26 protein-coding genes are annotated in these 25,664 nt (G+C 71.1%); 8 read left to right on the top strand and 18 right to left on the bottom strand.

Going from position 1 to position 25,664, the window contains the following annotated elements:
- Positions 1–21: 21 nt before the first annotated feature.
- The 5 genes from CQ045_RS11850 to CQ045_RS11830 all read right to left on the bottom strand — a co-directional run bounded on the left by CQ045_RS11850 (position 22) and on the right by CQ045_RS11830 (position 4,707).
- A complete protein-coding gene (locus CQ045_RS11850; RefSeq protein WP_374955024.1) occupies positions 22–1,110 on the bottom strand; it encodes a DNA-methyltransferase in 1,089 nt (362 codons plus the stop codon).
- Positions 1,089–2,138 carry a biotin/lipoate A/B protein ligase family protein gene (locus CQ045_RS11845; protein ID WP_105723916.1) on the bottom strand — a complete coding sequence of 350 codons (1,050 nt, stop codon included), beginning with the start codon at positions 2,136–2,138 and terminating at the stop codon, positions 1,089–1,091. Before CQ045_RS11845 ends, CQ045_RS11850 begins: the two co-directional genes overlap by 22 nt.
- 38 nt (positions 2,139–2,176) lie before the next feature.
- Complete coding sequence (locus CQ045_RS11840; RefSeq protein WP_105723914.1) at positions 2,177–2,914, bottom strand: DUF1684 domain-containing protein; 738 nt, start codon at positions 2,912–2,914, stop codon at positions 2,177–2,179.
- Positions 2,915–3,081: 167 nt separating this feature from the next.
- Positions 3,082–3,933 (bottom strand): alpha/beta fold hydrolase, encoded by an 852-nt coding sequence (locus CQ045_RS11835; protein WP_105723912.1) that lies wholly within the window; start codon positions 3,931–3,933, stop codon positions 3,082–3,084.
- A 36-nt stretch (positions 3,934–3,969) separates the two neighbouring features.
- A complete protein-coding gene (locus tag CQ045_RS11830; RefSeq protein ID WP_105723910.1) occupies positions 3,970–4,707 on the bottom strand; it encodes a copper homeostasis protein CutC in 738 nt (245 codons plus the stop codon).
- Between the two features lie 82 nt (positions 4,708–4,789).
- Here CQ045_RS11830 and CQ045_RS11825 point away from each other — a divergent pair, with 82 nt between their 5' ends.
- The 3 genes from CQ045_RS11825 to CQ045_RS11815 all read left to right on the top strand — a co-directional run bounded on the left by CQ045_RS11825 (position 4,790) and on the right by CQ045_RS11815 (position 6,920).
- Positions 4,790–5,230, top strand: coding sequence for a MarR family winged helix-turn-helix transcriptional regulator (locus CQ045_RS11825; RefSeq protein WP_105723908.1), 441 nt, complete (start codon positions 4,790–4,792; stop codon positions 5,228–5,230).
- A gap of 5 nt (positions 5,231–5,235) precedes the next feature.
- Positions 5,236–6,570 carry an MFS transporter gene (locus CQ045_RS11820; protein WP_105724219.1) on the top strand — a complete coding sequence of 445 codons (1,335 nt, stop codon included), beginning with the start codon at positions 5,236–5,238 and terminating at the stop codon, positions 6,568–6,570.
- A 62-nt stretch (positions 6,571–6,632) separates the two neighbouring features.
- The gene (locus CQ045_RS11815) at positions 6,633–6,920 is read left to right on the top strand and encodes a hypothetical protein (protein WP_105723906.1); all 288 of its coding nucleotides are present in this window, start codon (positions 6,633–6,635) and stop codon (positions 6,918–6,920) included.
- Positions 6,921–7,020: 100 nt separating this feature from the next.
- On the opposite strand, the gene rocD is transcribed toward CQ045_RS11815, so the two are convergent.
- The 8 genes from rocD to CQ045_RS11775 all read right to left on the bottom strand — a co-directional run bounded on the left by rocD (position 7,021) and on the right by CQ045_RS11775 (position 17,708).
- The gene (gene rocD, locus CQ045_RS11810) at positions 7,021–8,223 is read right to left on the bottom strand and encodes an ornithine--oxo-acid transaminase (protein WP_105723904.1); all 1,203 of its coding nucleotides are present in this window, start codon (positions 8,221–8,223) and stop codon (positions 7,021–7,023) included.
- Positions 8,220–9,098 carry a dimethylargininase gene (gene ddaH / locus CQ045_RS11805; protein ID WP_105723902.1) on the bottom strand — a complete coding sequence of 293 codons (879 nt, stop codon included), beginning with the start codon at positions 9,096–9,098 and terminating at the stop codon, positions 8,220–8,222. The genes rocD and ddaH overlap by 4 nt, the downstream gene beginning before the upstream one ends.
- Before the next feature lie 170 nt (positions 9,099–9,268).
- Entirely contained in the window at positions 9,269–10,267 is a 999-nt protein-coding gene (locus CQ045_RS11800) for an NAD(P)-dependent alcohol dehydrogenase (protein WP_105723900.1), read from the bottom strand.
- Positions 10,264–10,494, bottom strand: a complete 231-nt coding sequence (locus CQ045_RS11795) for a helix-turn-helix transcriptional regulator (RefSeq protein ID WP_105723898.1) — start codon at positions 10,492–10,494, stop codon at positions 10,264–10,266. Before CQ045_RS11795 ends, CQ045_RS11800 begins: the two co-directional genes overlap by 4 nt.
- Complete coding sequence (locus CQ045_RS11790) at positions 10,494–10,928, bottom strand: hypothetical protein (protein WP_105723896.1); 435 nt, start codon at positions 10,926–10,928, stop codon at positions 10,494–10,496. The genes CQ045_RS11795 and CQ045_RS11790 overlap by 1 nt, the downstream gene beginning before the upstream one ends.
- 106 nt (positions 10,929–11,034) lie before the next feature.
- The gene (locus CQ045_RS11785) at positions 11,035–14,700 is read right to left on the bottom strand and encodes a proline dehydrogenase family protein (protein WP_105723894.1); all 3,666 of its coding nucleotides are present in this window, start codon (positions 14,698–14,700) and stop codon (positions 11,035–11,037) included.
- A 60-nt stretch (positions 14,701–14,760) separates the two neighbouring features.
- Complete coding sequence (gene pntB / locus CQ045_RS11780; protein WP_105723892.1) at positions 14,761–16,158, bottom strand: Re/Si-specific NAD(P)(+) transhydrogenase subunit beta; 1,398 nt, start codon at positions 16,156–16,158, stop codon at positions 14,761–14,763.
- Positions 16,155–17,708: a Re/Si-specific NAD(P)(+) transhydrogenase subunit alpha gene (locus tag CQ045_RS11775; protein ID WP_105723890.1), complete on the bottom strand. Its 1,554-nt coding sequence runs from the start codon at positions 17,706–17,708 to the stop codon at positions 16,155–16,157. Before CQ045_RS11775 ends, pntB begins: the two co-directional genes overlap by 4 nt.
- A gap of 187 nt (positions 17,709–17,895) precedes the next feature.
- Here CQ045_RS11775 and CQ045_RS11770 point away from each other — a divergent pair, with 187 nt between their 5' ends.
- From CQ045_RS11770 to CQ045_RS11760, 3 genes are read left to right on the top strand one after another with little or no spacing between them, the layout of a single operon-like run.
- The gene (locus CQ045_RS11770) at positions 17,896–18,588 is read left to right on the top strand and encodes a hypothetical protein (RefSeq protein ID WP_105723888.1); all 693 of its coding nucleotides are present in this window, start codon (positions 17,896–17,898) and stop codon (positions 18,586–18,588) included.
- The gene (locus tag CQ045_RS11765) at positions 18,585–19,145 is read left to right on the top strand and encodes a hypothetical protein (protein WP_105723886.1); all 561 of its coding nucleotides are present in this window, start codon (positions 18,585–18,587) and stop codon (positions 19,143–19,145) included. Before CQ045_RS11770 ends, CQ045_RS11765 begins: the two co-directional genes overlap by 4 nt.
- A complete protein-coding gene (locus tag CQ045_RS11760) occupies positions 19,142–19,741 on the top strand; it encodes a hypothetical protein (RefSeq protein ID WP_105723884.1) in 600 nt (199 codons plus the stop codon). The genes CQ045_RS11765 and CQ045_RS11760 overlap by 4 nt, the downstream gene beginning before the upstream one ends.
- On the opposite strand, the gene CQ045_RS11755 is transcribed toward CQ045_RS11760, so the two are convergent.
- Together CQ045_RS11755 and CQ045_RS11750 are read right to left on the bottom strand one after the other, a co-directional pair.
- A complete protein-coding gene (locus CQ045_RS11755) occupies positions 19,696–21,096 on the bottom strand; it encodes a hypothetical protein (protein ID WP_105723882.1) in 1,401 nt (466 codons plus the stop codon). The genes CQ045_RS11760 and CQ045_RS11755 overlap by 46 nt on opposite strands.
- A 43-nt stretch (positions 21,097–21,139) precedes the next feature.
- On the bottom strand, positions 21,140–21,700 hold the full coding sequence (locus CQ045_RS11750) for an acyl-CoA thioesterase (protein WP_105723880.1): 561 nt from the start codon (positions 21,698–21,700) through the stop codon (positions 21,140–21,142).
- A gap of 131 nt (positions 21,701–21,831) precedes the next feature.
- Here CQ045_RS11750 and CQ045_RS11745 point away from each other — a divergent pair, with 131 nt between their 5' ends.
- Complete coding sequence (locus CQ045_RS11745) at positions 21,832–22,341, top strand: GNAT family N-acetyltransferase (protein ID WP_181156545.1); 510 nt, start codon at positions 21,832–21,834, stop codon at positions 22,339–22,341.
- Positions 22,342–22,379: 38 nt separating this feature from the next.
- Positions 22,380–23,012, top strand: coding sequence for a dephospho-CoA kinase (coaE, locus tag CQ045_RS11740; protein ID WP_105723875.1), 633 nt, complete (start codon positions 22,380–22,382; stop codon positions 23,010–23,012).
- Here coaE and CQ045_RS11735 read toward each other — a convergent pair.
- Genes CQ045_RS11735 through CQ045_RS11725 form a run of 3 tightly spaced genes read right to left on the bottom strand, consistent with a single transcriptional unit; the run spans position 22,987 to position 25,582 of the window.
- Complete coding sequence (locus tag CQ045_RS11735) at positions 22,987–23,904, bottom strand: NAD(P)-dependent oxidoreductase (RefSeq protein ID WP_105723873.1); 918 nt, start codon at positions 23,902–23,904, stop codon at positions 22,987–22,989. The two genes, coaE and CQ045_RS11735, sit on opposite strands and share 26 nt — an antisense overlap.
- A complete protein-coding gene (locus CQ045_RS11730) occupies positions 23,901–24,683 on the bottom strand; it encodes a MaoC/PaaZ C-terminal domain-containing protein (protein ID WP_105723871.1) in 783 nt (260 codons plus the stop codon). Before CQ045_RS11730 ends, CQ045_RS11735 begins: the two co-directional genes overlap by 4 nt.
- Positions 24,680–25,582, bottom strand: a complete 903-nt coding sequence (locus tag CQ045_RS11725) for an SDR family oxidoreductase (RefSeq protein ID WP_105723869.1) — start codon at positions 25,580–25,582, stop codon at positions 24,680–24,682. The genes CQ045_RS11730 and CQ045_RS11725 overlap by 4 nt, the downstream gene beginning before the upstream one ends.
- Positions 25,583–25,664 lie beyond the last annotated feature (82 nt).

The following is a 25,664-nucleotide window of genomic DNA, read 5'->3' as shown; positions in this document are numbered from 1 at the left end:
GCCGATCCCGACCACCCGGGCTCAGTCGAGCGACGCGGCCTCGGCGTGCGGCATCCGCGCCTTCATGACCCGGATGGCCTCGGGGTTGTCGTCGACCAGCACGGCATCGCGGCCGAGGGCCGAAGCCACCGCGCCCGTCGTGCCGCTGCCTGCGAAGAGGTCGAGCACCCGGTCGCCCGGACGACTGGATGCCGTCACGATGCGACGCAGGATCCCCTCCGGCTTCTGCGTGGGATAGCCGGTCTTCTCCCGCCCGGTCGTCGGCACGATCGTGTGCCACCAGACATCGGTGGGCAGCTTGCCGCGCGCGGCCTTCTCCGCCGTGACCAGCCCGGGCGCCATGTAGGGCTCGCGGTCGACCGCATCGGAGTCGAAGACGTACTCCCGAGGATTCTTCACGTAGACCAGGATCGTGTCGTGCTTGGTGGGCCAGCGGCTGCGCGACTTGGCGCCGTAGTCGTACGCCCAGATCAGCTCGTTGAGGAAGCAGTCGCGCCCGAACACCGCGTCGAGCATGACCTTCGCGTAGTGCGCCTCCCGGTAGTCGAGGTGCAGGTACAGCGTGCCGTCATCAGCGAGCAGCCGCCACGCCTCCTCGAGTCGCGGCATCAGAAAGGCGCCGTAGTCGTCGAAGCGGTCGTCGTAGGCGCGCAGCATGCCGCGCACCCGCTCGTACGCGTGTCCGTGGAACCCGTGGCGCACCTCGGTCTCGGGCGCGGGGCCTCCCGGTGCCGGTGCAGAACTCCTCGGATCCGAACCGGTCACTCCATCGCGGTCGCGGGATTCCGGGGTCGGGTCGGCGACCGGATCGGATTCTCGAGGAGCTGTGAACGTCCGCCGGGCCGTGACCACCTGCCGCTCCTGCGTGCGGCCGGTGTTGAACGGCGGGTCGAGGTAGACGAGGGTGAACGAGGCCGACGGCAGGGTCGCCGCGACCACGAGGTTATCGCCCTCGATGATGGTCACCGCACCGGGCACGACCGGCTCGGGCACGACCGGCTCGAGCACGACCGGCGCGGTCACGGGCACGGCGTCCGGTGCGGCGTCGGGCGTGGCCGCCGTGGCGGGAGGATCAGGGTCCGGCGCCGTCACGGCACCCGATGCAGCCACGCCTCGGTGGCGAACTTCGACGCGACGAGCGCCTCGGCGTCGGCGTACTCGTCGGCCGAGATCGAACCGGTCTCGGCGTCGGTCAGCGAGCGGAAGGTGTCCTTGAAGCGCTCGATGATCTCGGCGCGCTCGAGTCCGGTCTGGCTGCGCAGCGGATCGACGCGCTTGGCCGCGGACGCGGTGCCCTTGTCGCTCAGCTTCTCGCGTCCGATCCGCAGCACCTCGGTCATCATCTGGCCGTCGATGTCGTACGACAGGGTCGCGTGGTGCAGCACTCCCCCATTGGCGAGGCGCTTCTGCGCGGCGCCGCCGATCTTGCCGGTCGGGCTCGCGATGTCGTTGAGCGGCTGGTAGACCGCGTCGATGCCGAGCGAACGCAGCGCCTGCAGCACCCAGTCGTCGAGGAAGGCGTAGGAGTCGGCGAACGTCATGCCCGCGACGAGGGATGCCGGCACATACAGCGAATACGTGATGATCTGCCCGGCGGCCATGAGCATCGCGCCGCCGCCGGAGATGCGGCGGACGACGTCGAACCCGTGCCGCGCTGCGCCCTCGGGGTCGACCTCGTTGCGGTACGACTGGAACGACCCGATGACGACGGCCGACTCGTTCCACTCCCAGATGCGCAGGGTGGGGCGGCGGCGGCCCTCGCCCACGCGGGCGGTGAGCACCTCGTCGAGGGCGAGGTTCATCCGCGGCGAGACGGCCTTCTCGTGCACGATCTCCCAGTCGAAGTCGCGCCAGCCCGGAGCGGTAACGAGCGCGCGGCGCACCGCGGTGCCGACGGCCTCGGGCGTGAAGCCGAGCAGCTGAGCGCCGTCGGGCAGCGCCTCGCGGACGGCGGCGGCGATCGCCGTCGCGTCGGACTCGGCGGGCAGCCCGTTGACCGCCGCGTCGATGTCGTCCAGCGCCGTGTCCGGCTCGAGGAAGAAGTCTCCGGCGAGACGGAAGCGGGAGATCCGGTCGTCCTCGATCTCGAGGTCGACGACGACGAGCTTTCCGCCTGGAACCTTGTATTCACCGTGCACGGTTCCAGCTTAAGGCGCGCAGCCCTCGATCCGGCGGGTCAGCCGCCGAGCACCACCACCCGCTCCCCGGCGCGGATCGGCGTCGAGTACCGGTTGCCGGCGGGCGGGAGCGGGCAGACGAACTGATCCGAGAAGGCGCACGGCGGCAGGTACGCGCGGTTGAAGTCGATCACGGCCGTGCCGTCGTCGGCCGGTTCGTCGACCGGGAGGAACCGGAAGCGGTAGGTCTCGAGCCCGTTGGTCCCGTCGGCGAACACCGCGCTGAGCGCGCCCTGGCCGTTGCGCGTGACGGTCAGGGTCTGCGGCGATCCGGCGAGCTCGAACCGCAGCCGCCCGGCCACCGGAGTCTCCCGCGCCTCGCCGTCGACCGAGGTGATCACGATCCGCTCGTCCGGCGTGTGCTCGAAGACCGCCGGGAGCCGCCAGCGCTCGTCCGGCGCATACGCGTCGATCGCGGTGAACCACTCCCGCTGCGGGCGCGCCGGATTCAGCACGCGCAGCGCGAGCGTGCCGTGTCGGTCGAACACGCGCAGCTCGCGCCGGCCGAGACGGATGCTCTCGCCCCCGCGCAGCGTGACGGTGGAGCCGGCCTGACCGAGCTCGCTGCCGCGGATGCCGCCGTCGCCGGTGAGCGCCCAGAGTCCCGGGATGCCGTCGACCGCCGCCGCCTCCGTGATGAGCCAGTTCGTCGACTCCAGTGCCGACGGACCGTACTCCGAGCCCGCGTAGCGCTCGCGTGACGCGTGCCAGTCCTGCCAGTCCTTGACGAAGCTCATCGGAGCGGATCCTCCCCTGCGAGGGCGCCGCACCGCGGAGCACTCCTCGCTCATGCGCGGAATATTGCCCCGAATCTACGGCGGCTCCCGCGCCTGCGGCAGGGTCGTGTCACACGCCTTCACCGCACGTAACGCCGCGTCATACCCGCGGCGTCAGGGAAGGGATCTCAGCGCGCGGGGATGTGCTTGTCGAGCCACGCGAGCACGTCGGCACGCACCTCGTCCTGCTGCAGCTCCGCGAAGATCTCGTGGCGCGCATCCGGGTAGACCAGCGTCGTGACATCGGTGAGTCCGGAACGGCTGCGGTATTCGTCTGCCAGCTTGTGCACGCTCCGGGGTCCGCCCACCGGGTCGTCGCGACCCACGAGCAGCAGCATCGGGATGTCGCGCCCCAGGTCCTTGGCCGGGCGGCCGTAGAGCTTCGCGGCCTCGATCGGGCCGAACAGCTTGAGCAGCGGCTCGTCGGTGGTCAGCGGATCCTCGTCGAACGCGGCCCACACGGCGGGGTCGCGGCTGAGCCACTCGAGCCCGGTCGCGCCGTCACCTGCCCAGCGCGCGTTCAGGGGGGCGGCGTTGAGCGAACCGGGCATCCGCAGGGCGGAGCCGGAGAGGATGACGGCATCCCACGCATCAGGGTGGTCGTTGACGAGCATCTGTGCGAGGAAAGAGCCCCACGAGTGCCCGAGCAGCACGAGCGGCAGGTCGGGGTTCTCCTCGCGGATGATGCCGGTCAGCTGCCACACGGCCTCCTCGGCCGCGCGCAGTCCGCCCTTGCCCAGACGTCCGAGCTTCTCGGGACCGCCGTGCTGACGGATGCCGGTGCGGCCGTGCCCGCGGTGGTCGTCGGCGTAGACGTGGAAGCCCGCGGCGGTGAGCGCCGCGATCAGCGCGCCGTACCTCCCGGCGTGCTCGCCCACCCCGTGCAGCAGCTGCACCACGCCCCGGGGCGACCCCTGCGCAGGATGGACGTCGTAGACGATGTCGACACCATAGGCATCGGTGAACTCGCGGGTATCCATCACGGTGCGAGCCTACCCACCGGGCGCCGCGGGCGGCTACCGCGCGACGGCATCCCGGATCGCGAAGGCGATGTCGCGGTCGGTGACCTCGTAGCCGCCGACGCCGTCGGAGGCGGAGCCCATCCGCACGCCGCCCACCTCGGTCACGGCGCGCTTGGCGGAGAAGTGGATCGCGTCGACCCCGGCCGCGGCGAGCACGGGAGCGCTCGCCACGTCGACCCCGCTGCCGGCCATGATCTCGATCTCACCCTCGGCTTCGGCCACCAGGGCGCGCAGGGTGTCGATGCCGTCGATCGCCGCCGACGCTCCGCCCGAGGTGAGCACCCGACGGAGGCCGAGCTCACGGGCGCTGCGGAGCGTCGCGACCGGATCCGCGGTCACGTCGATCGCGCGGTGCAGGGTGACGGGGGCCCCGTCGGCGGCGTCACGAAGGCGCGCCATGGCGAAGAGGTCGAGGCGGCCTTCGGCGTCGAGCGCGCCGATCACCACCCCGGACGCTCCGGCGGCGATCGCACGGCGGACGTCGTGCTCGGCGACGGCGAGCTCGTCATCGTCGTAGTGGAAGCCGCCCGCACGCGGGCGGATCAGCACGTGCACCTCGGGTCCGTCGGCGCCGGCGGCCTCGACCGCGAGTTCGAGCGTCGCGGGGGACGGGGTGAGTCCCCCCAGGGCGAGGGCGGTCGCGAGCTCGACGCGTGCGGCGCCGACCTCCTTCGCGATGCGCACTCCGGCGGGATCCTGGACGGCGATTTCGAGAGCGAGCGTTCGGGTCACCTGTCCATTGTGCCCGCTGCCGCGACGGCATCCGGCATCCGCCCTCCCCGACGCGCGAAATATTAGATAGACTAACTAAGTAATGTCTGCGTCTGATGAATCCCTCCACCTCACGGCCACAGACCTGCGCATGGCCACCTTCCGGCTGGCCCGCCGCCTGCGTTGCGCCCGTGCCGCCGACTCGATGAGTGATGCGCAGCTCGCCGTGCTGGCAGACCTGCGCATGAACGGCCGCCGCACGATCTCGACGCTCGCCGACCGCGAGCGGGTCGCCGCGCCGTCGATGACCAACACGATCAACGGCCTCGAGGAGCAGGGCTTCGTCGTGCGCACCCCCGATGAGGACGACCGTCGCCGCGTGCAGGTCGACATCACCGCTGCCGGCATCGAGATCGTCGTCGAGACCATCCGTCGGCGCGACGAGCTGCTCGCCGACATGCTCCGCGAGGTCGACTACACCGAGGCGGAGCTCGCCACGCTGCGCGAAGCCAGCGCGCTGATGCGAAGGGCGGTGGAGCGATGAGCGCCATGTTCCGCTCCTTCGCGAACATCAACTACCGCATCTGGTTCGCCGGCGCCCTGGTCTCCAACGTCGGCGGGTGGATGCAGGCCACCGCCCAGGACTGGGTGGTGCTCACGGAGCTCACCGACAACGACGCCACCGCGATGGGCGTCACGATGGCTCTGCAGTTCGGGCCGCCGCTCGTGCTCGTGAGCCTGACCGGATGGGTGGCCGACCGCTTCGACCGGCGCCACATCCTCTTCGCGACGCAGTCGGCGCTGCTGGCCCTCGCGATCGCGGTCGGCGTGCTGCTGCTCAACGACCTGATGACGCTGCCGATGATGTTCGGATTCGCCCTCGGGTTCGGGGTGGTGAACGCGTTCGACGCTCCGGCCCGCCAGGCGTTCGTCTCCGACATGGTCTCCACCGGCGACACCTCCAACGCGGTGGCCCTCAACTCGGCGTCGTTCAACCTCGCCCGCATGGTGGGACCCGCCGTCGGCGGCCTGCTGATCGTGGCGATCGGCTCCGGCTGGGTGTTCATCGTGAACGCGGCGACCTTCCTGGCGATGCTCCTCGCGCTGATGCTGTTGCGCCGCAGCCTGCTCGCCCCACGACTGAAGAACCGCAGCCGCGGCGGGCTCGCGGCCGGATTCCGCTACGTCTGGGGGCGAAGCGATCTGAAGGTCGTCTTCGTCACGGTGTTCCTGATCGGCGCCTTCGGCATGAACTTCCCGATCTTCGCATCCACCATGGCGCTCGAGTTCGGGGCGGGGGCAGACGGCTACGGGGTGCTCAGCTCGGTCCTCGCGATCGGCTCGCTCATCGGCGCGCTGCTCGCCGCCCGACGTGATCGGGCACGGGTGCGGGTCGTGATCCTCGCCGCGGGCGGGTTCGGCATCGCCGCTTTCATCTCCTCCGCCATGCCGACGTACGCCTCGTACGCCGTGACGCTGACCTTCACCGGCTTCATGATCGTGACCCTGCTCACCACAGCCAACGGCTACGTGCAGATCACGACCGAACCGGCACTGCGCGGACGCGTTCTCGCGCTCTACATGGCCGTGATCATGGGATCCACCCCGGTCGGCGCTCCGATCGCCGGGTGGGTGGCCGACACCTTCGGGCCACGGGCGGCGATCATGCTCGGCGGCACGGCCGGATTCGTCGCCTGCGCGATCGGAGTGATCTGGGTGGCGACGTCCGGACGCCTCCGCCGCGACGAGAACCGCCGCTTCCTGCTCACACTCGACGAGACCCGTCCGCTCCGCGTCGTCGAGGTCGATCCGATCGAGTTCAGCGATGAGGCGGCCGTGACCACGCCGATCCGGAGCGCGAAACGACGCGACGTCGAGGACTGACCCTCCTTGCGGGGTTTGTCAACGCCCTCCACGGCATCCGGGCGTGAACGTACCGTCGATGCATGGACGAGAACACGGAACGCACACCCCACCCGCAGGACCCGGCTGAGGGCGCCCCCGGCGTCGGAACGCCCGAGGAGGATGCGGGCCAGGGCGACGGCAGCGGCGGCGCGATCCAGGGCGACAGCTCCCGCGGCGAGTCGACCGGCGGAGCCATCCAAGGCGATGCCGGCCAGGGCCACCGTGCCGCGCTCGGCGGCGACGAGAACACCGAAGATCAGCTCGACGCGGACAACGCCGCCGAAGAGGACACGCTGAAGACGCTCGACCCGGATTCCCCGCCGGCCTGAGCATCGGCGAGAGGGCAGCGCCATCGCCAGCCGTCGCCATCCCCCGGGCCACGGCCCTCCCCTGCGATGGCGTTGCCCGCTACACCGGCCCAGCCGACGGTCAGGCGAGCACGAGCTTGAGCTGCTCCACCGCCCAGTCGAGTTCGGTCGCGCGGATCACGAGCGGCGGCGCGATGCGCACCGTCTGACCGTGCGTGTCCTTCACGAGCACCCCGCGCTCCAGCAGCCTCTCGGCGATCTCGCGCCCCGTGCCCTTCGCCGGATCGATGTCGACGCCGGCCCAGAGCCCGGCGATCCGCACGGCCGTGACGCCGTGCCCGATCAGCGGCGCGAGAGCCTGCTCCAGGTGCGCGCCGAGTGCCCGCGCCCGCTCCTGGAACTCGCCGGTCTGCAGCATCTCGACCACACGCAGGCCCACGGCCGCGGCCAGCGGGTTGCCGCCGAAGGTCGAGCCGTGCTCACCGGGGCGGATGACGCCGAGGACATCGGTGTTGCCGACCACGGCCGAGACCGGGAGGATGCCGCCGCCGAGCGCCTTGCCGAGCAGGTACAGGTCGGGCACGACGCCCTCACGGTCGCACGCGAACGTCTCGCCCACACGACCGAGACCCGCCTGGATCTCGTCGGCGATGAACAGCACCCCTCGTTCGTCGCAGATCTCGCGGATGCGGCGCAGATACCCCGCAGGCGGGATCACGACCCCGGCCTCACCCTGGATCGGCTCGACGAGCACGGCGGCCGTGTCGTCGGTGATGGCCGCGGCGATGGCCTCCGCGTCGCCGTACGGCACGACGTCGAAGCCGGGCGTGTACGGACCGAAGTCGTCACGGGCCTGCTCGTCGTCGCTGAAGCTGACGATCGTGGTCGTGCGGCCGTGGAAGTTGCCGGCCGCGACGATGATGCGCGCCTTGCCCGCAGCGATCCCCTTGACGCGGTATCCCCAGGCTCGGGCGACCTTGATGCCCGTTTCGACGGCCTCGGCGCCGGTGTTCATCGGCAGCACGAGGTCTTTGCCTGCGAGCTCGGCCAGCGCCGCGGCGAACGGCTCGAGCCGGTCGCTCTGGAACGCGCGGCTCACCAGCGTGACCCGTCCGAGCTGCTCGGTGACCGCCGCGACCAGTGCCGGATGCCGGTGGCCGAAGTTCACGGCCGAGTACGCCGCGAGCAGATCGAGGTAGCGCTTGCCCTCGACATCCGTCACCCATGCGCCCTCCGCGCGGGCGATGTTCACCGGCAGCGGGTGGTAGTTGTGCGCGACGTGCGGCTCGGTGACGGCCTCGGTGGTCTCGTCGACCGCGGTCACTTCGCACCCCGCAGCTCGAGCGTGCAGCACTTGATGCCGCCGCCGCCGAGCAGCAGCTCGGACAGGTCGATCGTGATCGGGTTGTACCCGCGCTCGCGCAGCTGCTTCTCGAACCCCTTCGCGCGCGGCGAGATGATCACGTTGTAGCCGTCGCTGGCCGAGTTCAGACCGAACACCGAACCGTCTTCGTCCGACACGAGGATCGCGTCCGGGAAGCGCTTCTCGAGCTCGGCGCGGCTGGCGTCGTCGAAGGCACCGGGGAGGTACGCGATGTTCGCGTGCTCCGGGCCGCCGTTCTCCACGCCCTGCACCGGGTCGAGCACGGCGATCGCGGTGTCGAGGTGGTAGAAGCGCGGGTCGACGAGGTTCAGCGACACGACCTCGCGGCCGAAGACCTCACCGACCTCGCGGTGGCTGTCACCGGTGGAGCGGAATCCGGTGCCGGCCAGGATCACGTCGCCGACCAGCAGGAAGTCGCCCTCGCCCTCGTTGACCTCTTCGGGCATCACGGTGTCGTAGCCGGCGGCGCGGAACCAGTCGGCGAAAGCCGGGGCCTCGCCCTGACGCTCGACGAAGCGGAACTCCGGGACATACGCGCGGCCGTCGATGATGAACCCGCCGTTGGCCGTGTAGACCATGTCGGGGTAGTCGGCGAGCGGCTCGATGAGCTCGACCTCGTGCCCCAGCTCGAGGTACAGATCGTGCAGCTTCTGCCACTGGGCGACCGCGTTGGCGGTGTCGGTCGGGCGCGACGGCTCCATCCACGGGTTGATGGAGTAGTTGACGGTGAAGTGCTCCGGCTTGCACATCAGGTAGTGGCGGTGGTGCGCGGTGCGCGCGGGGGCGGTGGAGACGGCGGCTTCAGGCGTCGACATGGATGCTCTCCTCTGGGGACGGGCGCGGCGGACGCTGTCCAGGGGCCCGGCGGTCCTTCGACCCTTCGCTCGTTCAGAGCGGGCGTCGGGGAAGATGCGACTCGGGCACGCCGGCAACCATTGTGTCATCCGCCCCTGTGCGCCGCCAGAGGCGCGAGCATCCGACTCGCTCAGACAACGCCGCGGACGACGACCTTCCCCACCGTGTGCCCGGCCTCGAGGTGCGCCAGGGCCGCGGATGCCTCGGCGAACGGGTACTCGCGGTCGATCACGGGCACCACGCGACCCTCGGCGACGAGCTCCAGGAGCTTGGCCAGCACCTCGGGGCGGGGCGTCGCGGCGAGCGGGCGGATGCTGCGGGAGCCGATCGAGAGGAACGCCGCCCGCAGCATCCGCGGGACGGGTCCGAGCACGGGACCGCCGTCTCCGGTGACCAGCACCACCGTGCCTCCCGGGACGACGAGGCGCTGCAGCTCGCGGAGCGGCATCCCTCCGGCGATGTCGATGATCGCGTCGAAACGATTGGCCGGGAGGTCGCTCAGCGGCGACTCGCGATGGTCGAACGTGCGCACGGCGCCGAGCCGCTCGATCAGCGGGGCGTTGCGGCCGCGACAGGTCGCCCAAACCTCGGCCCCGCGGAGGGTGGCGAGCTGCACCGCGAAGGTGCCCACTCCTCCGGATGCGCCGATGATCAGCACCCGCGGCGTCGCGCCGTGACCGAGTCCCACACCCGCGAGGTCGAGCGCCTGCCAGGCGGTGCCGCCCGCGATCGGCAGACAGGCCGCGGTCTCCGGTGCGACGTCGGGCGGGATCGGCACGAGCCGTGCGGCGGGCACGCGCACGTACTCGGCGAGACCCCCGCCGCCGACCAGTTCCCCCACGACGTCTTCGTCCATCTCGGCACCGACCACGTCGGGTCCGAGCGCGACCACGGTGCCGGCGACCTCCATGCCGCGCACCGGATGCTTCGGACGGGTGAGCCCGAACACGGGCCGGACGAGGAGCGGATCACCGAGCAGGAGTCGCACATCGCCGGCGTTCAGCGCCGTCGCCCGCACGCGCAGCAGGACTTCGCCGTGGCGCGGCACCGGCACCGGGACGCGCTCGAGCGCCACGCCGTCGGCCGGGCCGTAGGTCTCCCGCCGCCACGCGGGCATCGACCGGCTCATGACGATGCTCCGGATGCCTCGGGATACGCGAAGAGGTCGTCGATGCCCACGCCGAAAGCCCGGGCGATCTGGAAGGCGAGCTCGAGGGTCGGCGAGTACTTCTGCTGCTCGATCGCGATGAGCGTCTGCCGAGTCACTCCGATCGTGCGGGCGAGCTCGGCCTGCGTGAGCCCGGCCTGCTCGCGATGCACGCGGATGCTGTTCGAGACGCGGGTGGGCTTGACCATCAGACCAGTCCCCGCCGGTAGGCGATCACACGGGCGATGCCGCCGACGAGCGCCGACACCGCGAAGCCCGCGAACATCGTGTTCGCGATCCAGAACACGTCGGAACCGACCGCGCACAGCGCGATGACCCCGAGTCCGGCGATCACGACGAAGGCCTGTTCGACGCGACCGCCCAGGCGGCTGATGTCGCGGTCGCGGATGTCGGAGCGACCGACGCCGTCCGGGTCCTTCGCCCCGGCGATCATGCCCCAGAGGACGCTGAGGACGATCGTCGCGACGATGCCGCCGCCTATCACCCACAGCATGAGCGGGAACCAGTCGACGTCGGTGAGCGGCCCTCCCCCGGCCTGCTGGAGCACCAGCACGACGTAGACGACCATCACGATCGGACTCACGATGAGCCCCGCCCAGGCGTTGCGTTCTTCGTAGACCATGATGCCTCCGATGTAAAGAATTATTGACACACTGAGCGTACGTCCGGTAATCCACCGTGTCAAGAATCTTTTACACTTCGAATGCTCCGCCCCCTCACGGGCTCCGTCAGATCACGTCGCTGCTCCAGGAGTCGAGGTTCCCGTAGCGGTGCGCGGTGATCGAGATCGACTGCTCGTGCACGAACGGAAGCAGCTCGATACGGGCGGCAGCGGTCACCTCGCCGTCGTACACCGCGAGATCGGGATCCCCGCCGGATGCCGTCGCCAGGGTCGAGTGCAGCGCGGCGACCCCGGCACGACCGCCGACCAGGCGCACTCGGTGACGCGGAGGCGGCGATACCGAGCCCTCGCGGTCGTCCGCGCGGAGCATCCGCTGCATCCACTCCTCGTCGGTTTCGAGGAAGACCGGGGCGTCGAGGTCGCCGAGTGCACGACGCACCTCGCCCGGAAGCCCCACCGGCGTCGAGAGCACGAACTCCGCGCCCGAGCGCACCCCGGCGATCACGACGCGCAGGAGGTCCTGCAGGGTCGCATCCGTCGTCGCACGGATCTCGACCGGAACCGGACGGTAGCGGAAGAGGTTGCGCTCGACGCCGAGACGCGAGACGTCGCGCACCTGTCCGAACTCGCGGGTCCAGGCCAGGGCATCCGAGAGCGCCGAGCGGCGCAGCCACTCGAACGACTCGTACTCGAGAGACGACTGGGCCGCTTCGATGAGTGCCGTGATGCGGGAGTCGAGTCCGCGCAGATGCAGGGTGCTGGAGGCCGGGCCGCCGGGCTGCGAGCGCCACGATCCCAGGCCGATGAGGTAGTTCGGGCCGCCTGCCTTGGCGCCGGGGCCGACCGCGGAGCGCTTCCATCCGCCGAACGGCTGGCGCTGCACGATCGCGCCGGTGATGCCGCGGTTGACGTACAGGTTCCCCGCCTGCACGCGGTCGAGCCAGAATGCGAGCTCGTCCGGGTCCTGGGTGTGGAGCCCCGCGGTGAGCCCGTAGGCGACCGCGTTCTGCATCTCGACGGCGCGCGCGAGCGTCGGGGCGTGCATGACGCCGAGCACCGGTCCGAAGAACTCCTCGGTGTGGAAGCGCGATCCCGGCTGCACGCCGACGCGGATGCCGGGGCGCCACAGCCGTCCGCTGCCGTCGTCTCCCGGAGCGAGCGCCGGCTCGATCAGCCACTGCTCGTCGCCCTCGAGCGTGCTCAGGGCCCAGGCGAGCTTGCCCTGCGGCTTCTCGATGACCGGCCCCACCTCGGCCAGCGGGTCGGTGGGCGGCCCGACGTGCAGCGAGCGCACGGCATCGGCGAGCTGGCGGGCGAACCGGGGCGAGCGGCCGACCGGGCCGACGAGGATCGCGAGGGACGCGGCCGAGCACTTCTGGCCGGCGTGGCCGAAGGCACTCTTGACGAGATCGGCCACGGCGAGGTCGAGGTCGGCGGACGGCGTGATGATCATCGCGTTCTTGCCGCTGGTCTCGGCGAGCAGGGGCAGGTCGGGCCGCCACGACCGGAACAGCGCGGCGGTGTCCCAGGCGCCCGTGAGGATCACGCGATCGACCGCATCGTGCGTGATGAGCGCGCGGCCCAGGTCGCCCTCCTCGATGTCGACGAGCGCGAGCAGGTCGCGAGGGATGCCCGCCTGCCACAGCGTCTCGGCGATGACGGCGGCGCAGCGACGCGCCTGCGGGGCGGGCTTGAACACGACACCGGAGCCGGCGGCCAGCGCGGCGAGCACTCCGCCGGCGGGGATGGCGAGGGGGAAGTTCCAGGGCGGCGTGACGACCGTGACGGAGGCGGGCACGAACACCGCGCCGGCGATGGCATCGAGCTCTCGGGCCTTGGCCGCGTAGTACCGGGCGAAGTCGACGGCCTCGCTCACCTCGACGTCGGCTTCCGCGAAGACCTTGCCGGTCTCGGCGGCGGCGACCTCGATCAGGTCCGCCCGGCGCGACTCGAGCGCGGCTGCCGCTCGCAGCAGCACCTCGGCGCGTTCGGCGGCAGGTCGTCCGCCCCACGCCGGCGCCGCGCGGCGGACCCCCTGCACGATGCGCTCGAGCGACTCCGCGTCGGAGACCTGCGCGACGGCGATCGTGGCCGCGCCGAGGTCGGACGCGGGGATGCGCTCGCGCACCTCGCGCGCCCAGTCGCGGTTCGCGGGGAGCGCGGGGTCGCTGTCGGCCGTGTTCGCGAAACCGGGGGCACCGCCGGCGTCCTGCTCCCGCTCGCGGGCGGAGTACACGGCGGTCTCCAGGAACGCCTCGCGGCCGCCGTCGCCGTCGTCGGAGCCGCGGGAGATGCCGAGCACCGCCTTGGTCAGGTCGGTCTCCGGCGCCGGGGCGACGGGGGCCGGGCGCACGGACTCGTGCACCGGTGCGAGCCTGTCCTGCGTGCGGCGGGGTCCGGTGCGGAGCGTGGGGTCCTCGGCGCGGTCGAGCGCGTCCAGGAAGCGGTCCTGCTCCCGCACGAACAGTGCCTCGTCGTCGCCGAGTCGGAACGCGGCGGAGAGGAAGTTGTCCGGAGAGGCGTTCTCCTCCAGCCTCCGCACGAGGTAGCTGATCGCCACATCGAACTCGGCGGGCTCGACGACCGGCACGTACAGCAGCACCTGTCCGACCTCGCGCGAGACGGCCTGCACCTGCCCTTGGGCCATGCCGAGCAGCATCTCGAACTCGACGGCCTCGCGCACTCCGCGCTCGCCCGCGAGCAGCCAGGCGTAGGCGATCCCGAACAGGTTGTGTCCGGCGACACCGAGCTTCACGGCGGCGGCGCGCTCGGGGCGCAGAGCCCAGTCCAGGCAGCGCAGGTAGTTCGCGTCGGTGTCGAGCTTGGTGTCGTAGGTCGCGGGCGTCCAGCCGTGCATCCGCGCCTCGACGTGCTCCATCGCGAGGTTGGCGCCCTTGACGAGGCGCACCTTGATGCGGGCGCCGCCGTGGGCGACCCGGTCCTCCGCCCACGCGGTGAGCTCCTGCAGAGCGGGCAGCGCATCGGGCAGGTACGCCTGCAGCACGATGCCGGCCTCGAGTCCGGCCAGCCGAGGGTCTTCCAGGATGCGCGTGAAGACCGCGATCGTGAGGTCGAGGTCGCGGTACTCCTCCATGTCGAGGTTGATGAAGGTGCCGTCGGCCGCGGCCGTGACGTACAGCGGCAGGAGCCGAGCGATCACCTCGTCGACGATCTCGTCGAACGCCCACATCGACAGATGGCTGATGATCGCCGAGACCTTCACCGAGACGTAGTCGACGTCCGGGCGCTGGATGAGCTGATGGATGCCGTCGAGCCGACGTCGCGCCTCCGCCTCGCCGAGCACGGCCTCGCCGAGGAGGTTCAGGTTGAGGCGGGAGCCGGTGGCGCGGATCCGCTCGATCGCCGCCCCGAGCTTCGCGGGACGCGCGTCGACGACGAGGTGGCCGACCATGTCGCGGAGCACCCGGCGGGCGATCGGCACCACGGGCGCGGGCAGGATCTGCGCGACTCCGCCGCCGAGCCGGACGACCGAGCGCAGGTACCAGGGCAGGAACTCCGGCACGATCGGGGCGATCCGGTGCAGCTGCGAGGCGGCGGCGGTCAGGCTCTCGGGGCGCATGACGCCGTCGACGAAGCCCAGCGTGAACGGCAGCCCGTTCTCGTCCTGGAGGACTCCGGCCAGCCGCGCGGCCGCGGGGTCGGGTTCGATCGCCGCGGCCTCGATCGCCCACCGTCGGGCGAGCTCGACGGCACGGTCGGCGAGGGGTGCGGATGCCACGGCATCCGAGGGGGATGACGACGACTCTGCCATGGTCTCCACCCTAGGTCTGGATGCCCCCGCGAAGCGGGAGCCCGCACCCCTCGGCCCCGCTCACAGCGCGGCGATGATGTCCTCCACCCGCTGCTTCGCATCGCCGAACAGCATCGACGCGTTGTCGCGGAAGAACAGCGGGTTCTGGACTCCCGCGTAGCCCGCGGCCATCGAGCGCTTGAACACGATGACGTTCTCGGCCTCCCACACCTTGAGCACCGGCATCCCGGCGATCGGGCTGCCGGGGTCTTCGGCTGCCGCCGGGTTCACGGTGTCGTTCGCTCCGATCACCAGGACGACGGAGGTGGCGGCGAGGTCGTCGTTGATCTCGTCCATGCTGAGGACGATGTCGTACGGCACTTTGGCCTCGGCCAGCAGCACGTTCATATGACCGGGCAGGCGACCTGCGACCGGATGGATGCCGAAGCGCACGTCCACCCCCCGCTCGCGAAGTCGGCGGACGAGGTCGGCGACCGGGTACTGCGCCTGGGCGACCGCCATGCCGTATCCGGGGGTGATCACGACGCTGCCGGCGGCGACGAGCAGCTCGGCCGCCCCCTCGGCGGTGATCTCGCGGTGCTCGCCGTACTCGGTGTCGTCAGCCGTCGGTGCGGCGATCCCGAACCCGCCCGCGATGACGGAGAGGAACGAGCGGTTCATGGCCTTGCACATCACGTACGAGAGGTACGCACCCGAGGATCCGACCAGCGCACCCGTGACGATCAGCAGGTCGTTGTTGAGCAGGAAGCCGGCTGCCGCCGCCGCCCAGCCGGAATAGCTGTTGAGCATCGAGACCACGACGGGCATGTCGCCGCCGCCGATCGAGGCCACCAGGTGCCAGCCCAGCGCGAACGCGAGAACGGTGACGGCGATCAGGAGCCACAGCTGCTGGTCGTTCACGAACCACACCGTGAGGGCGACGAAGGCGACGAGCGCCCCGATGTTCAGCCCGTTCTTGCCCGGGAGCATGAGCGGCTTCGACGACATCTTCGCCGACAGCTTCAGATACGCCACGATCGATCCGGTGAAGGTGACCCCGCCGATGAAGATCCCGATGAAGACCTCGGCGTTGTGGATGCCGACCAGTTCGGGGGCGATCTCCGGGTGGGCGAGGTACCCGTTCCAGCCCACCAGCACGGCGGCGAGGCCGACGAAGCTGTGCAGGAGCGCGATGAGCTCCGGCATCCCGGTCATCTCCACGACCCGTGCCCGCCACAGGCCGATGGCCGCGCCGATCACCACTGCGGCGACGAGCAGCCCCAGGCCGAGGAAGGCGCCGGTGCTCCAGGCATCGGCCACGGTCAGGGCCACGGTCGCGACCAGGGCGATCGCCATGCCGGAGATGCCGTAGACCACGCCGGCGCGGGCGGACTCGTGACGGCTGAGGCCGGCGAGGCTGAGGATGAACAGCAGCGCGGCGACGATGTAGGCCGCCCCGGCGAGCGCGTCGACGGTCACTTCCGGCCGCCCTTCGCCGATGTCCCGAGTGTGAACATCGCGAGCATTCGACGGGTGACCGCGAACCCTCCGAAGATGTTGATCGACGCCAGCAGCACCGCGATCGCGGCGAGCACCTGCACGACCGGCAGGGGTGAGGTGATCTGGAGCATCGCGCCGACCACGATCACTCCCGAGATGGCGTTCGTCACCGACATCAGCGGGGTGTGCAGCGCATGGTGCACCTTGCCGATCACGTAGAAGCCGATCACGACCGACAGCACGAGCACGGTGAAGTGCTGCGGCAGCGGGGCCGGCGCGAACGCGTTCACGGCGAACAGGGCGGCGACGCCGACGACGATCAGTCCCACCCGGCGGGCGGTGGACATCTTCTTCGGCGGCGCGACCTCGACAGGCGCCGACGCCGCCTTCGCCGCGGGGGCGGCCGCGACCTGCACGGCGGGCGGCGGCCAGGTGACCTCCCCATCGCGCACGACCGTGACGGAGCGCTGCACGACGTCGTCGAAGTCGATCACCAGCCGCCCGTCCTTGGCGGGGGTCAGCAGGGCGACGAGGTTGGCGAGGTTCGTGCCGTAGAGCTGCGAGGCCTGTGCGGCCAGGCGCGACGCGAGGTCGGTGTAGCCGAGGATGATCACGCCGTTGTCGGTGACGATGCGCTCGCCGGCGACAGAGCCCTCGACGTTGCCGCCCTGACCCGCCGCCATGTCGACGATCACGCTGCCCGGCTTCATCTGCGCGACATCGGACGCCGTGATGAGGCGCGGCGCCGCACGCCCGGGGATCAGAGCCGTGGTGATGACGATGTCGACGTCGGCGGCCTGCTCGGTGTAGATCTCGGCGGCACGGCGGTCGTAGTCGGCGCTCGTCGCCTTCGCGTATCCGTCGGTCGAGGCGGCGACCTCGACGTCGACGGGCAGGTAGGTCCCTCCGATCGAGGTGACCTGGTCGGCGACCTCGGGGCGCGGGTCGGTGGCGCGCACGATCGCACCGAGGCTCGACGCCGCGCCGATGGCCGCGAGTCCGGCGACTCCGGCCCCGGCGACGAGCACCTTCGCCGGAGGAACCTTGCCCGCGGCCGTCACCTGACCGGTGAAGAAGCGCCCGAACTCGTGGGCGGCCTCGACGACGGCCCGGTAGCCGGCGATGTTCGCCATCGAGCTGAGCACGTCCATCGACTGCGCGCGCGAGATGCGCGGCACCGCGTCGAGGGCGAGCGCCGTGATCCCCCGCTGTGCGAGGGAGTCGACGAGGTCGGGACGCAGAGCGGGCGAGAGGAGGGCGATGAGGGTCGCACCGTCGGCGAGGAGCACGATCTCCTCGGGACCGGGAGCCGTGATGGCGAGGACGACCTCGCTCCCCCAGGCTTCGGCGCGGTCGACGAGTGCGGCTCCCGCCGCCTCGTACTCCGCGTCGGGGTACGACGCTGCCGCGCCCGCTCCCCGTTCGACTCTGACCGTGTGTCCCAGCTTCCCGAGCGACGCGATCGTCGCCGGGGTGGCCGAGACCCGTGCTTCGCCCGCAGGCTCCCGCACGATGCCGATGACTGCCACTGCATCCTCCTCCGCCCGTCTGCGTCGACGGGATCACCGGGGCTTCTGCGCCCCTGACTTCTCGCTCAGAGTACTGAGGCGGGTTCCGGAAGGGCCCCTCCTTCGGCTCTGTGACGGGGAAAGAAGCGAGGTTCTTACGGAAAGCGGAGGAGCCGTCCGACCCCCGCTCCCGATCTATGCTGTTGCCGTGACCACCACGCCGCCGGAGACTCCGACCCAGGTGCCCGACCCGGCCGTCGTCGCCGCGAACGCCGGGGCGCGCGCGAAGGTCCTCGGCTGGGCGCGACGCAGCATCGACCTCATCCCGACCTCATGGCTGATCACGGGCGCCGGCGCCGTGCTGCTGGCGACCACCGCGATCTTCGGCGGGCTCGAGGCCGCGGCCGTCGATCCGACCCCGGTCGTCGCCGTCGGCGAGACCTTCACCGGCTCGGACCTGGAGATGACCGTCGTCGGCGTCGAACTGCGGGATGAGCGGGGCAACGCCGCCGCCTACCCCGACGAGGAGAAGGGCGAGCGAGTCCTGGTCGTCACCGTCGACGTCGTCAACACGTTCGACAGGCCCCGAGGATCGGCCACGAGCGATCCGCGGTCGCCGGTCGTCGACGGAATACGCATCGAGGGGATCGACGAGAAGGGCAGCGTCTCGCGAGACGACGACGGCAGCATCGATCCGGACCTTCAGCCCGATGTCCCCGCCCGCCTGCAGCTCGCCTGGGTCGTGGGGCAGGACGACTTCCGCGACGGCGAGGAGATCGCCCTGACCCTCCCCGACTCCGATCACTACGTCGGCCAGAGTCTGATACGCGGCGACTACTGGCAGAACGTCCGGGTCGGAGCGACCCTGACGGCGACGATCGACGAGGTGATGCTCCCGTGAAGAAGCACGTCCTCGTCTGGCTCGCCACCGCCGCGCTGCTCGCGTGCGCGTGGGGCGTCTCGAAGGCGACGCTTCCCGACGAGGCTCCGAACGCCCCGTTCTCCACGGTCGCGCAGATCGGCGAGGAAGCCGCCACGCGCAATCTCATCGCGACCGTGACCGACGTGCACCTCGCGAACCGGATCACGGATGCGAAGGGTTGGTCCGCCGACGGCACCTGGCTCGTCGTCGATCTCGAGGCCGCGAGCGGGGTGACGCAGGATCTCAGCACCCTGTCCCTCGCGGAGCTCACGATCGGCGAGCGCACCTTCAGTGCGACGGATCGCGGCACCACATTCGCGGCTCAGCGCCTGGTCACCGGCGTCCCCCGCGCAGGAAGCCTCGCGTTCGAGCTCCCCGACGACGTCACCGGCGACCGGGCGACACTCCGTCTGGGCGTGCCGGGGGCCGGGCTCTCCGAGGTGCGGCGCGACGCCGTGATCGACCTGCCGATCGACCTCGATGCACTGCCCGTCGAGACCGAGGTGCTCCTGAACGAGAACGGCTGGGCCCGATGACGATTCCGCCCCCGCCCCTGCCGCCGGTGCCGCCGGAGGAACCGGCGACTGCGGATGCTCCGGCGAAGGGGCCCTCCTGGTGGCGGAGCAACACTCTGGCTCTGGTCGCACTCGCCGCTCTCCTGCCCGCGACCGCCGTCGCGGTCGGCTGGCAGGAGTGGTATCAGTACTTCGGGTTCGGTGCGCGAGCGGTCACGGCCGTGGTGGTGCCCGAAGACGGGACGACCGATCTCGCCGGTGCGGCCTGGGGGCCGGTGCGCGGAGGAGAGATCGAGGATGTCTCGGGTCTCGACGTGCCCGAGCACACGCGCCTGATCGCTGTCGCGCTGCCGGTGGACCCCAGCACCGAGGGGATCGGCTGCGAGACGCCGAGCCTCGTGGAGCAGTCGACGGGCCGCGAGTGGAGTCCCGTGCGTGCGGAGATCGGCCTGGACTGGAGCGCGGACGAACCGGAGACCTGCCTCAGTGAGCAGTCGGGCGCGTACGAGCTGATCGTGCCGTTCGTGGTGCCGGACGATGTCGAGGGCCCGTTCTGGGTCGACGTGCGGCCCTACGACGCCGGCGGGTCGTTCGTGAGGTTCGAGTTCGAGCCCTGACCCTCGACGCCGTCCCTGACCGGTGGGGTGACCATCGCGGCGGCGACGGCATCCACCGAGGAGGGCAGGAGTCCCGCGGCATCGGCGACGGCGCGCATCTCCGATTCCTGCGACGAGAGACCCGACGTGTCCGTGCGATCCTGCTGCCGTCGACGCAGCCGACCGAGGGTCGCGTCGTACGCCCCGCTGATCACCGCGATCCGCAGCGGCTCCATGAGCAGCAGCGGCACCAGCGAAACCAGCGGCGTCGCGATCGCCCAGAACACGTACTCCTGAGGGCCGATGAGCCGTGTGATGCCGAAGGAGACGTACGACTCGAGCGCCTTCACGAGAAGGTAGAGCAGAGCGTAGGAGCCGACGAGCAGCGGACCTGCGCGCCACATCAGCAGCAGCGCCCGTCCGATCGGGCGGAAGCGTGCGCCGAGCTCTTCACCGAGGTCCTTGAGCCGTCGCACGAGTGGATTGGGGATGACGGCCGCGTGTTCGCGCACGCGGGCGATCAGCTCGCTCTCCACACGCAGCTTCTCGGCGACGATCGCCTGGCCGAACACGACGCCGGCGATGGTCAGCCAGGCGAGCGGAGCGAGGAGGACGGGTCCCGCCTCGGACAGCACCCAGCCGATCCCCTCCCACAGCCAGCGCAGCGGTGCGACGGCATCCAGCACCTGTTCCCTGACCGTCTCGAGGAAGGCCATGGCCGCACGGCTGTCGACCCACGCCTTGATCGTGTCGAAGATGTCTCCGAGCACCATCACCGAGAAGAAGACCCACACGACCTCGAAGTAGACCGCGACCGGCGACAGCCAGGTCGCGAGCTTCGCCGACCACTTCGACCACGCCCAGCGGCCGGCGAACGCGAGCACGATGATCGACACCGTCCACACGTTGAGCGGCAGGTTGAGGACGGTGTCGACCGAGCTGACCGGCGGCTCGCCGTTCGCGCTCGCCGTCCAGATGATGCCGGTGCGCACCTCGAGCGCCCGCAGCGAGTACGCCCGCACGTCCTCACCCAGCAGGCCCTGCGCCCAGTACACGGCGAAGAACGGCAGGATGCCCGCGAGCAGAGCCGAGAGGAACGTCCGACGGCGATCCGCGGCCGCCTCCGGAAGAGGTGCGACCTCCTGCAGGTTGCGCAGACCGTCGCGCAGGACCAGGAACATCGCGACCAGACTCACCAGCCGCGCGAGGATCCCGATCGGAAGCACCAGGAACCCGAGGGTGGCGGAGTATGCGCCGATGAAGCCGGCGACCTCGGTCACCACGTAGTGGACGAGGATGCCCGCCAGGTACCACGCCATCATCGCGGGCCAGTGTCGCCACAGCACGCGCCCGGTGGTCGTCAGTATCGCCAGCACACGCCTAAGCTACCGCGCCGGGCGGCACCGGGAGGAGAGCAGGTCAGCCCCAGACGCTCGGCGCCTTCACGCGCACGGGCGGGAGGGCGGATGCCGCGGCCCAGTCGTGCACCCACGCGTCGATCTCCGGCACGCCCTCGGGCTTGCCCACCGCGGCGAACAGCTCTTCGTTGCTGACCGTGCCGCCGGTGCGTCGCAGCATCCGCGCCCGCACGATCGCCCGGGCGTAGACCTCCCCGTCGACCACGGCACGGTGCTCGAGGAACAGCGCCTTCTCGTCATGGCCGATGAAGCGCGACTGCACCTCGAACCGCTGCCACAGCTGCAGCGACTTGCGGAACGTGATCGTCTCGCTGGAGACGACCGCGTACCAGCCGCGGTCCTTCATCGCATCGAACAGCCCGGTGCGGATGAGCTGGTCCCAGCGCCCGAGGTCGAACAGCGACAGGTAGCGGCCGTTGTTCATGTGGCGCAGGATGTCGAGGTCGGTCGGCAGCGTCGTGATGGTGATGCTGCCCACCGCCGTCGGGTCGAGGGTCTTGCCCCGCCGCACGCGGCGGCGAGCGCCGAGGATCACCAGGAGGGTCCGCCAGATCACGTTCACGAGGATTGATCGTAGCCAGGCGTGCACGATTCGCGAACATCGTTGTGCGAACCCTCCATGCCCGTGGGGCGAGCGTCATCGAACATCCCCTCGATTTCCCCTTCGCGGACGCCGCGCGTAGAGTCACGATCATGAGCGCCGAAGCCCAGCCTGAAGTCATCGTCCGTCCGGTCCGTGATGTGGATGCGGAAGCCCTCGGTCGCGTGCACGCCCAGTGCTGGCACGAGACCTACGACCACCTGATCAGCAAGGCGGCGCTGGAGAAGGTCTCGCCCCGCCGCATGGCCGAGCTGTGGACGCACTGGGCCGCTCAGGGTCCTGAGTTCAAGATGAACGCCGCGCTCGTCGACGGCGAGATCGTCGGATTCGTCGGCTCCGGCCCCGCCCGCGACAAGGACGCCCCGGCGTTCCGCGAGCTGTACTTCATCTACCTCCTCGACGCGCTCCACGGCACCGGCATCGGCCAGAAGCTGTTCGACGCGGCAGTCGAGAAGGACGAGCCGCTGTACCTGTGGGTCGCCGAGGACAACCCCCGCGCACACCGCTTCTACACGCGCAACGGCTTCACTCTCGACGGCGCGACGCACACCGAGCCGTTCCTCGGCGAGACGCTGACCGAAGTCCGCTTCGTCCGCGCCTGACCGGGTCGCGGGCGCTGCGCACCTGACCGGAGCAGGGCATGAGCGCCTCCTTCCTGGTCGGACTCACCGGCGGCATCGCCGCGGGTAAGAGCACGGTGGCGCGCGCACTCGCCTCCCACGGCGCGCGCATCGTCGACGGGGATGCCGCCGCGCGCGAGGTGGTCGACCCCGCGACCCCGGGCGGAGCCGCTCTGCTCCCCCGCATCTCCGCACTCCTGGGCGCGGACGTGCTCGCTCCCGACGGCACGCTCGACCGCGCCGAGGTGGCCGCCCGCATCTTCGGCGACCCGGAGCTCCTGCGCCGGTACAACGCCCTGCTGCGGCCCGCCATCCTCGACGAGGTCGCACGACGGATCGCGGAGGCGCGACGCGCACCGGGCGTCGTGGTCCACGAGATCCCGTTGCTGAGCCGCACCACCGCGCCGTTGCCCTGGGTCTACGACCTCGTCGTGACGGTGGAGGCGGCGGAGCCGGTGCGGATGCAGAGGCTGCAGGACGAGCGGGGACACGATGCCTCCGAAGCGGAGCGCCGCCTCCGCGCACAGGGCGAGGAGGCGGACCGCCTCGCGATCGCGGATGTCGTGCTGCGCACCGACGGCACCCTCGACAAGACCCTGCAGGAGACCGCCGCCCTGTGGGCGCGACTCAGCGCAGAGCGTCCGCCGCGATGACGATCTCGGCGAGCGCGCGCTCCACGTCGTCGCGCGCATAGCCGAGCAGCGCCGTCTCCGCCGGGTCGGGCTCGTAGGCGATCACCGCGCCGCGCCCCTGCACGATGAAGCGATCGGGCTGGAACGGATGCTCCTCGTCACGCTCCTCGATCACGTTCGCGCTCCCCGCGGCATCCGCCAGCAGCTGGAAGTAGTCGCGATAGGTGAGGTTGCGGTCGCCGACGAGATAGGCGCGACCGCCCTGTCCGGCATCGAGCGCTCCCTGCACCGCCTGCGAGAGCGAGCGCACCGACATGTAGTTCGTGCCGCCGGGAGGGGCGAACAGTTCGGGTTCGTCGAGCTCGCCGCGCGTCCACGCGATCATGCGGGCGAAGCGGCGCACCCCGCGCTCGTCGGCGCCGACGATCGACGGCGGGTTCAGGGTCATCGCCGCGAACCCGTCGTCGCTCAGGGCGCGGGTGCGATCGTCGGCGTCGCGCCGCGCGGCCACGTACGGGATGCGCTCGGCCCACTCCGGGTGCAGCTGGTGGTAATAGCTGCCGATCTGCACGAATCGACCGACCCCGGCGGCTTTGGCCAGGGCGGCGAACCGCGGCACGCCTGCGCTCTGCGTGCGCTCCCAGAACGTGTCATCCTCCTGATCGGCCGGCACATGACGGATGTCGTTGCCGGCCGCGAACACGATCGCGTCGAAGCCCTCCAGCGCCTGCGGCGAGGCCCCGGCGTCGGTGTAGTCGCCCCGGAGCCGCGGCATCCCAGTCACCGCACGCGGGTCACGGTCGGACGGATCACGGCGAGCCATCACGGTGACCTCGTCCCCGCGCGCGGCGAGATCGACCGCGACATGGCTGCCGATCATGCCGGTGGCGCCGACCACGAGCACCCGGCTCATGCGAACACCGCCCGGCCGTCGGAGATCACGGAAGCCCCGTCTCGGCGTAGCTCGAACGCGCCGTCCGGCCAGGACTCGACCTCGAGCGCGTCGCCCGGGACCACGGGTCCGCTGAAGCGCCCCTGCAGCGCGGTCAGGTCGGCCGGATGCGCCCCCTCCTCCGCCGCGAGCACGAGCGTGGTCGCAGCGAGCGTGCACAGCCCCTGCAGGATGGGTATCGGCTGCCCGATCCGGGCGGATGCCGCGGGGTCGATGTGGATGTGGTGGCGGTCGCCGGTCAGCCGGTACAGCGCCGCCTGGGTCGGGAAGGTCCGCACCACGGACCTCGTGCCCTCCGGCCGCTCCTCGGATGCCGGGCGTGCAGGCCCGCGCTCTCCGCCGAAGCCGCCGACGCCCGGGGCGAACAGCGACCAGGTCGCGGTGAACTCGGCGCACTCGACGATCACGTCGAAGATCGCCGCGGAGCCCTTGTCCCAGACGTCCCCCACCCGAGCCGAGAGGTGCAGTTCGCCGGCGCGCGGCAGTGGCCGGTGCACCTCGAGGGTCTGCGAGCCGTGCACGGCGCGGTCGTCGAAGGCCCCGGCGGCGGCGAGTACGTCGGGCGCCCACTGCGCGAGCGTGAGACCGAACGTCGGCAGCACCCGCAGCCGGTCCTCGAAGACGAGGTCGAGGTCGGTGGCCGCAGCTCCCACCGCGAGCGCGTAGAGGATCGCATCCTTCTCGTCATAGCCGACCGTCCGCTCGCCGAGGTCGCGGCCCGCCCAGTCCGCCGCGCTCATGCGCCGTACACCGGCTCGGGGGCGGCGCCCTCGGTCACCAGCGCGCGCACGGCATCGCCGACCTCCGCGGCCGACCACCGGCGATCGAGCTCGCGGACCGCGCCGTGCCGCCAGCCCTCCTCCAGGCAGATGCGCCCGCCCTCGACCTCGATCACGCGCCCGGTGATGCTGCAATCCGCACTCGCGAGCCACGCCACCACCGGCGACACGTTCGCGGGATCCATCCGGTCGAAGCCGTCCTCCGGGGCCGCCATCGCGTCGGCGAAGGGTCCCTCGGTCATCCGGGTGCGCGCGGACGGGGCGATCGCGTTGACCGCGACGCCGTAGCGCCCGAGCTCGGCCGCGGCCACCAGTGTCAGAGAGGCGATGCCGCCCTTCGCCGCCGAGTACGCCGCCTGCCCGATGCTGCCCTGGAGCCCTGCGCCCGACGAGGTGTTGATCACGCGGGCCAGGGGCTGCCTGCCCTCCTTCGCCTCGGCGCGCCAGTGGGCGCTCGCGTGGCGGAGCGGGGCGAAGTGGCCTTTGAGGTGCACGCGGATGACGGCATCCCACTCGTCCTCGCCGGCGTTGACGAGCATCCGGTCGCGCACGAAGCCCGCATTGTTGACGAGGATGTCGAGGCGGCCGAACGTCGAGACGGCCTGGTCGACGAGCTCGGCGGCCTGCCCGAAGTCGGCGATGTCCGCCCCGTTGGCGACGGCTTCACCGCCTGCCGCACGGATGATGTCGACGACCTCCTGCGCGGGACCGACCGACACCCCCGCCCCGTCGAGCGTCGTGCCGAGGTCGTTGACGACGACCGCGGCTCCCTGCCGGGCGAGTTCGAGCGCGTGCTCGCGTCCGAGACCGCGACCGGCCCCGGTCACGATCGCGACGCGGCCTTCGAGGATTCCTGCCATGGGTCGACTCTCCTTTGAGACTGGGCCGGCTGTCGAGACGGCACCGGCGGCGCGACGGTCTGCGGTCGCGATGACGGATGCG

The organism is Microbacterium sp. MYb66 (assembly GCF_002979435.1).
Taxonomy (GTDB): domain Bacteria; phylum Actinomycetota; class Actinomycetes; order Actinomycetales; family Microbacteriaceae; genus Microbacterium.
Note: the sequence above shows the minus strand (reverse complement) of the source record. Positions and strands in the feature narration are given on the sequence as shown.

Bases quoted from the DNA above. Each gene is read 5' to 3' on its own strand.
- CQ045_RS11725 (WP_105723869.1), bottom strand. From the start codon at position 25,582: ATGGCAGGAATCCTCGAAGGCCGCGTCGCGATCGTGACCGGGGCCGGT.
- CQ045_RS11735 (WP_105723873.1), bottom strand. From the start codon at position 23,904: ATGAGCCGGGTGCTCGTGGTCGGCGCCACCGGCATGATCGGCAGCCAT.
- CQ045_RS11835 (WP_105723912.1), bottom strand. From the start codon at position 3,933: ATGGATACCCGCGAGTTCACCGATGCCTATGGTGTCGACATCGTCTAC.
- CQ045_RS11760 (WP_105723884.1), top strand. From the start codon at position 19,142: ATGACGATTCCGCCCCCGCCCCTGCCGCCGGTGCCGCCGGAGGAACCG.
- CQ045_RS11745 (WP_181156545.1), top strand. From the start codon at position 21,832: ATGAGCGCCGAAGCCCAGCCTGAAGTCATCGTCCGTCCGGTCCGTGAT.
- CQ045_RS11820 (WP_105724219.1), top strand. From the start codon at position 5,236: ATGTTCCGCTCCTTCGCGAACATCAACTACCGCATCTGGTTCGCCGGC.
- CQ045_RS11825 (WP_105723908.1), top strand. From the start codon at position 4,790: ATGTCTGCGTCTGATGAATCCCTCCACCTCACGGCCACAGACCTGCGC.
- CQ045_RS11840 (WP_105723914.1), bottom strand. From the start codon at position 2,914: ATGAGCTTCGTCAAGGACTGGCAGGACTGGCACGCGTCACGCGAGCGC.
- ddaH (WP_105723902.1), bottom strand. From the start codon at position 9,098: ATGTCGACGCCTGAAGCCGCCGTCTCCACCGCCCCCGCGCGCACCGCG.
- CQ045_RS11790 (WP_105723896.1), bottom strand. From the start codon at position 10,928: ATGGTCTACGAAGAACGCAACGCCTGGGCGGGGCTCATCGTGAGTCCG.
- CQ045_RS11730 (WP_105723871.1), bottom strand. From the start codon at position 24,683: ATGAGCGCGGCGGACTGGGCGGGCCGCGACCTCGGCGAGCGGACGGTC.
- CQ045_RS11795 (WP_105723898.1), bottom strand. From the start codon at position 10,494: ATGGTCAAGCCCACCCGCGTCTCGAACAGCATCCGCGTGCATCGCGAG.
- coaE (WP_105723875.1), top strand. From the start codon at position 22,380: ATGAGCGCCTCCTTCCTGGTCGGACTCACCGGCGGCATCGCCGCGGGT.
- CQ045_RS11800 (WP_105723900.1), bottom strand. From the start codon at position 10,267: ATGAGCCGGTCGATGCCCGCGTGGCGGCGGGAGACCTACGGCCCGGCC.
- CQ045_RS11815 (WP_105723906.1), top strand. From the start codon at position 6,633: ATGGACGAGAACACGGAACGCACACCCCACCCGCAGGACCCGGCTGAG.
- CQ045_RS11785 (WP_105723894.1), bottom strand. From the start codon at position 14,700: ATGGCAGAGTCGTCGTCATCCCCCTCGGATGCCGTGGCATCCGCACCC.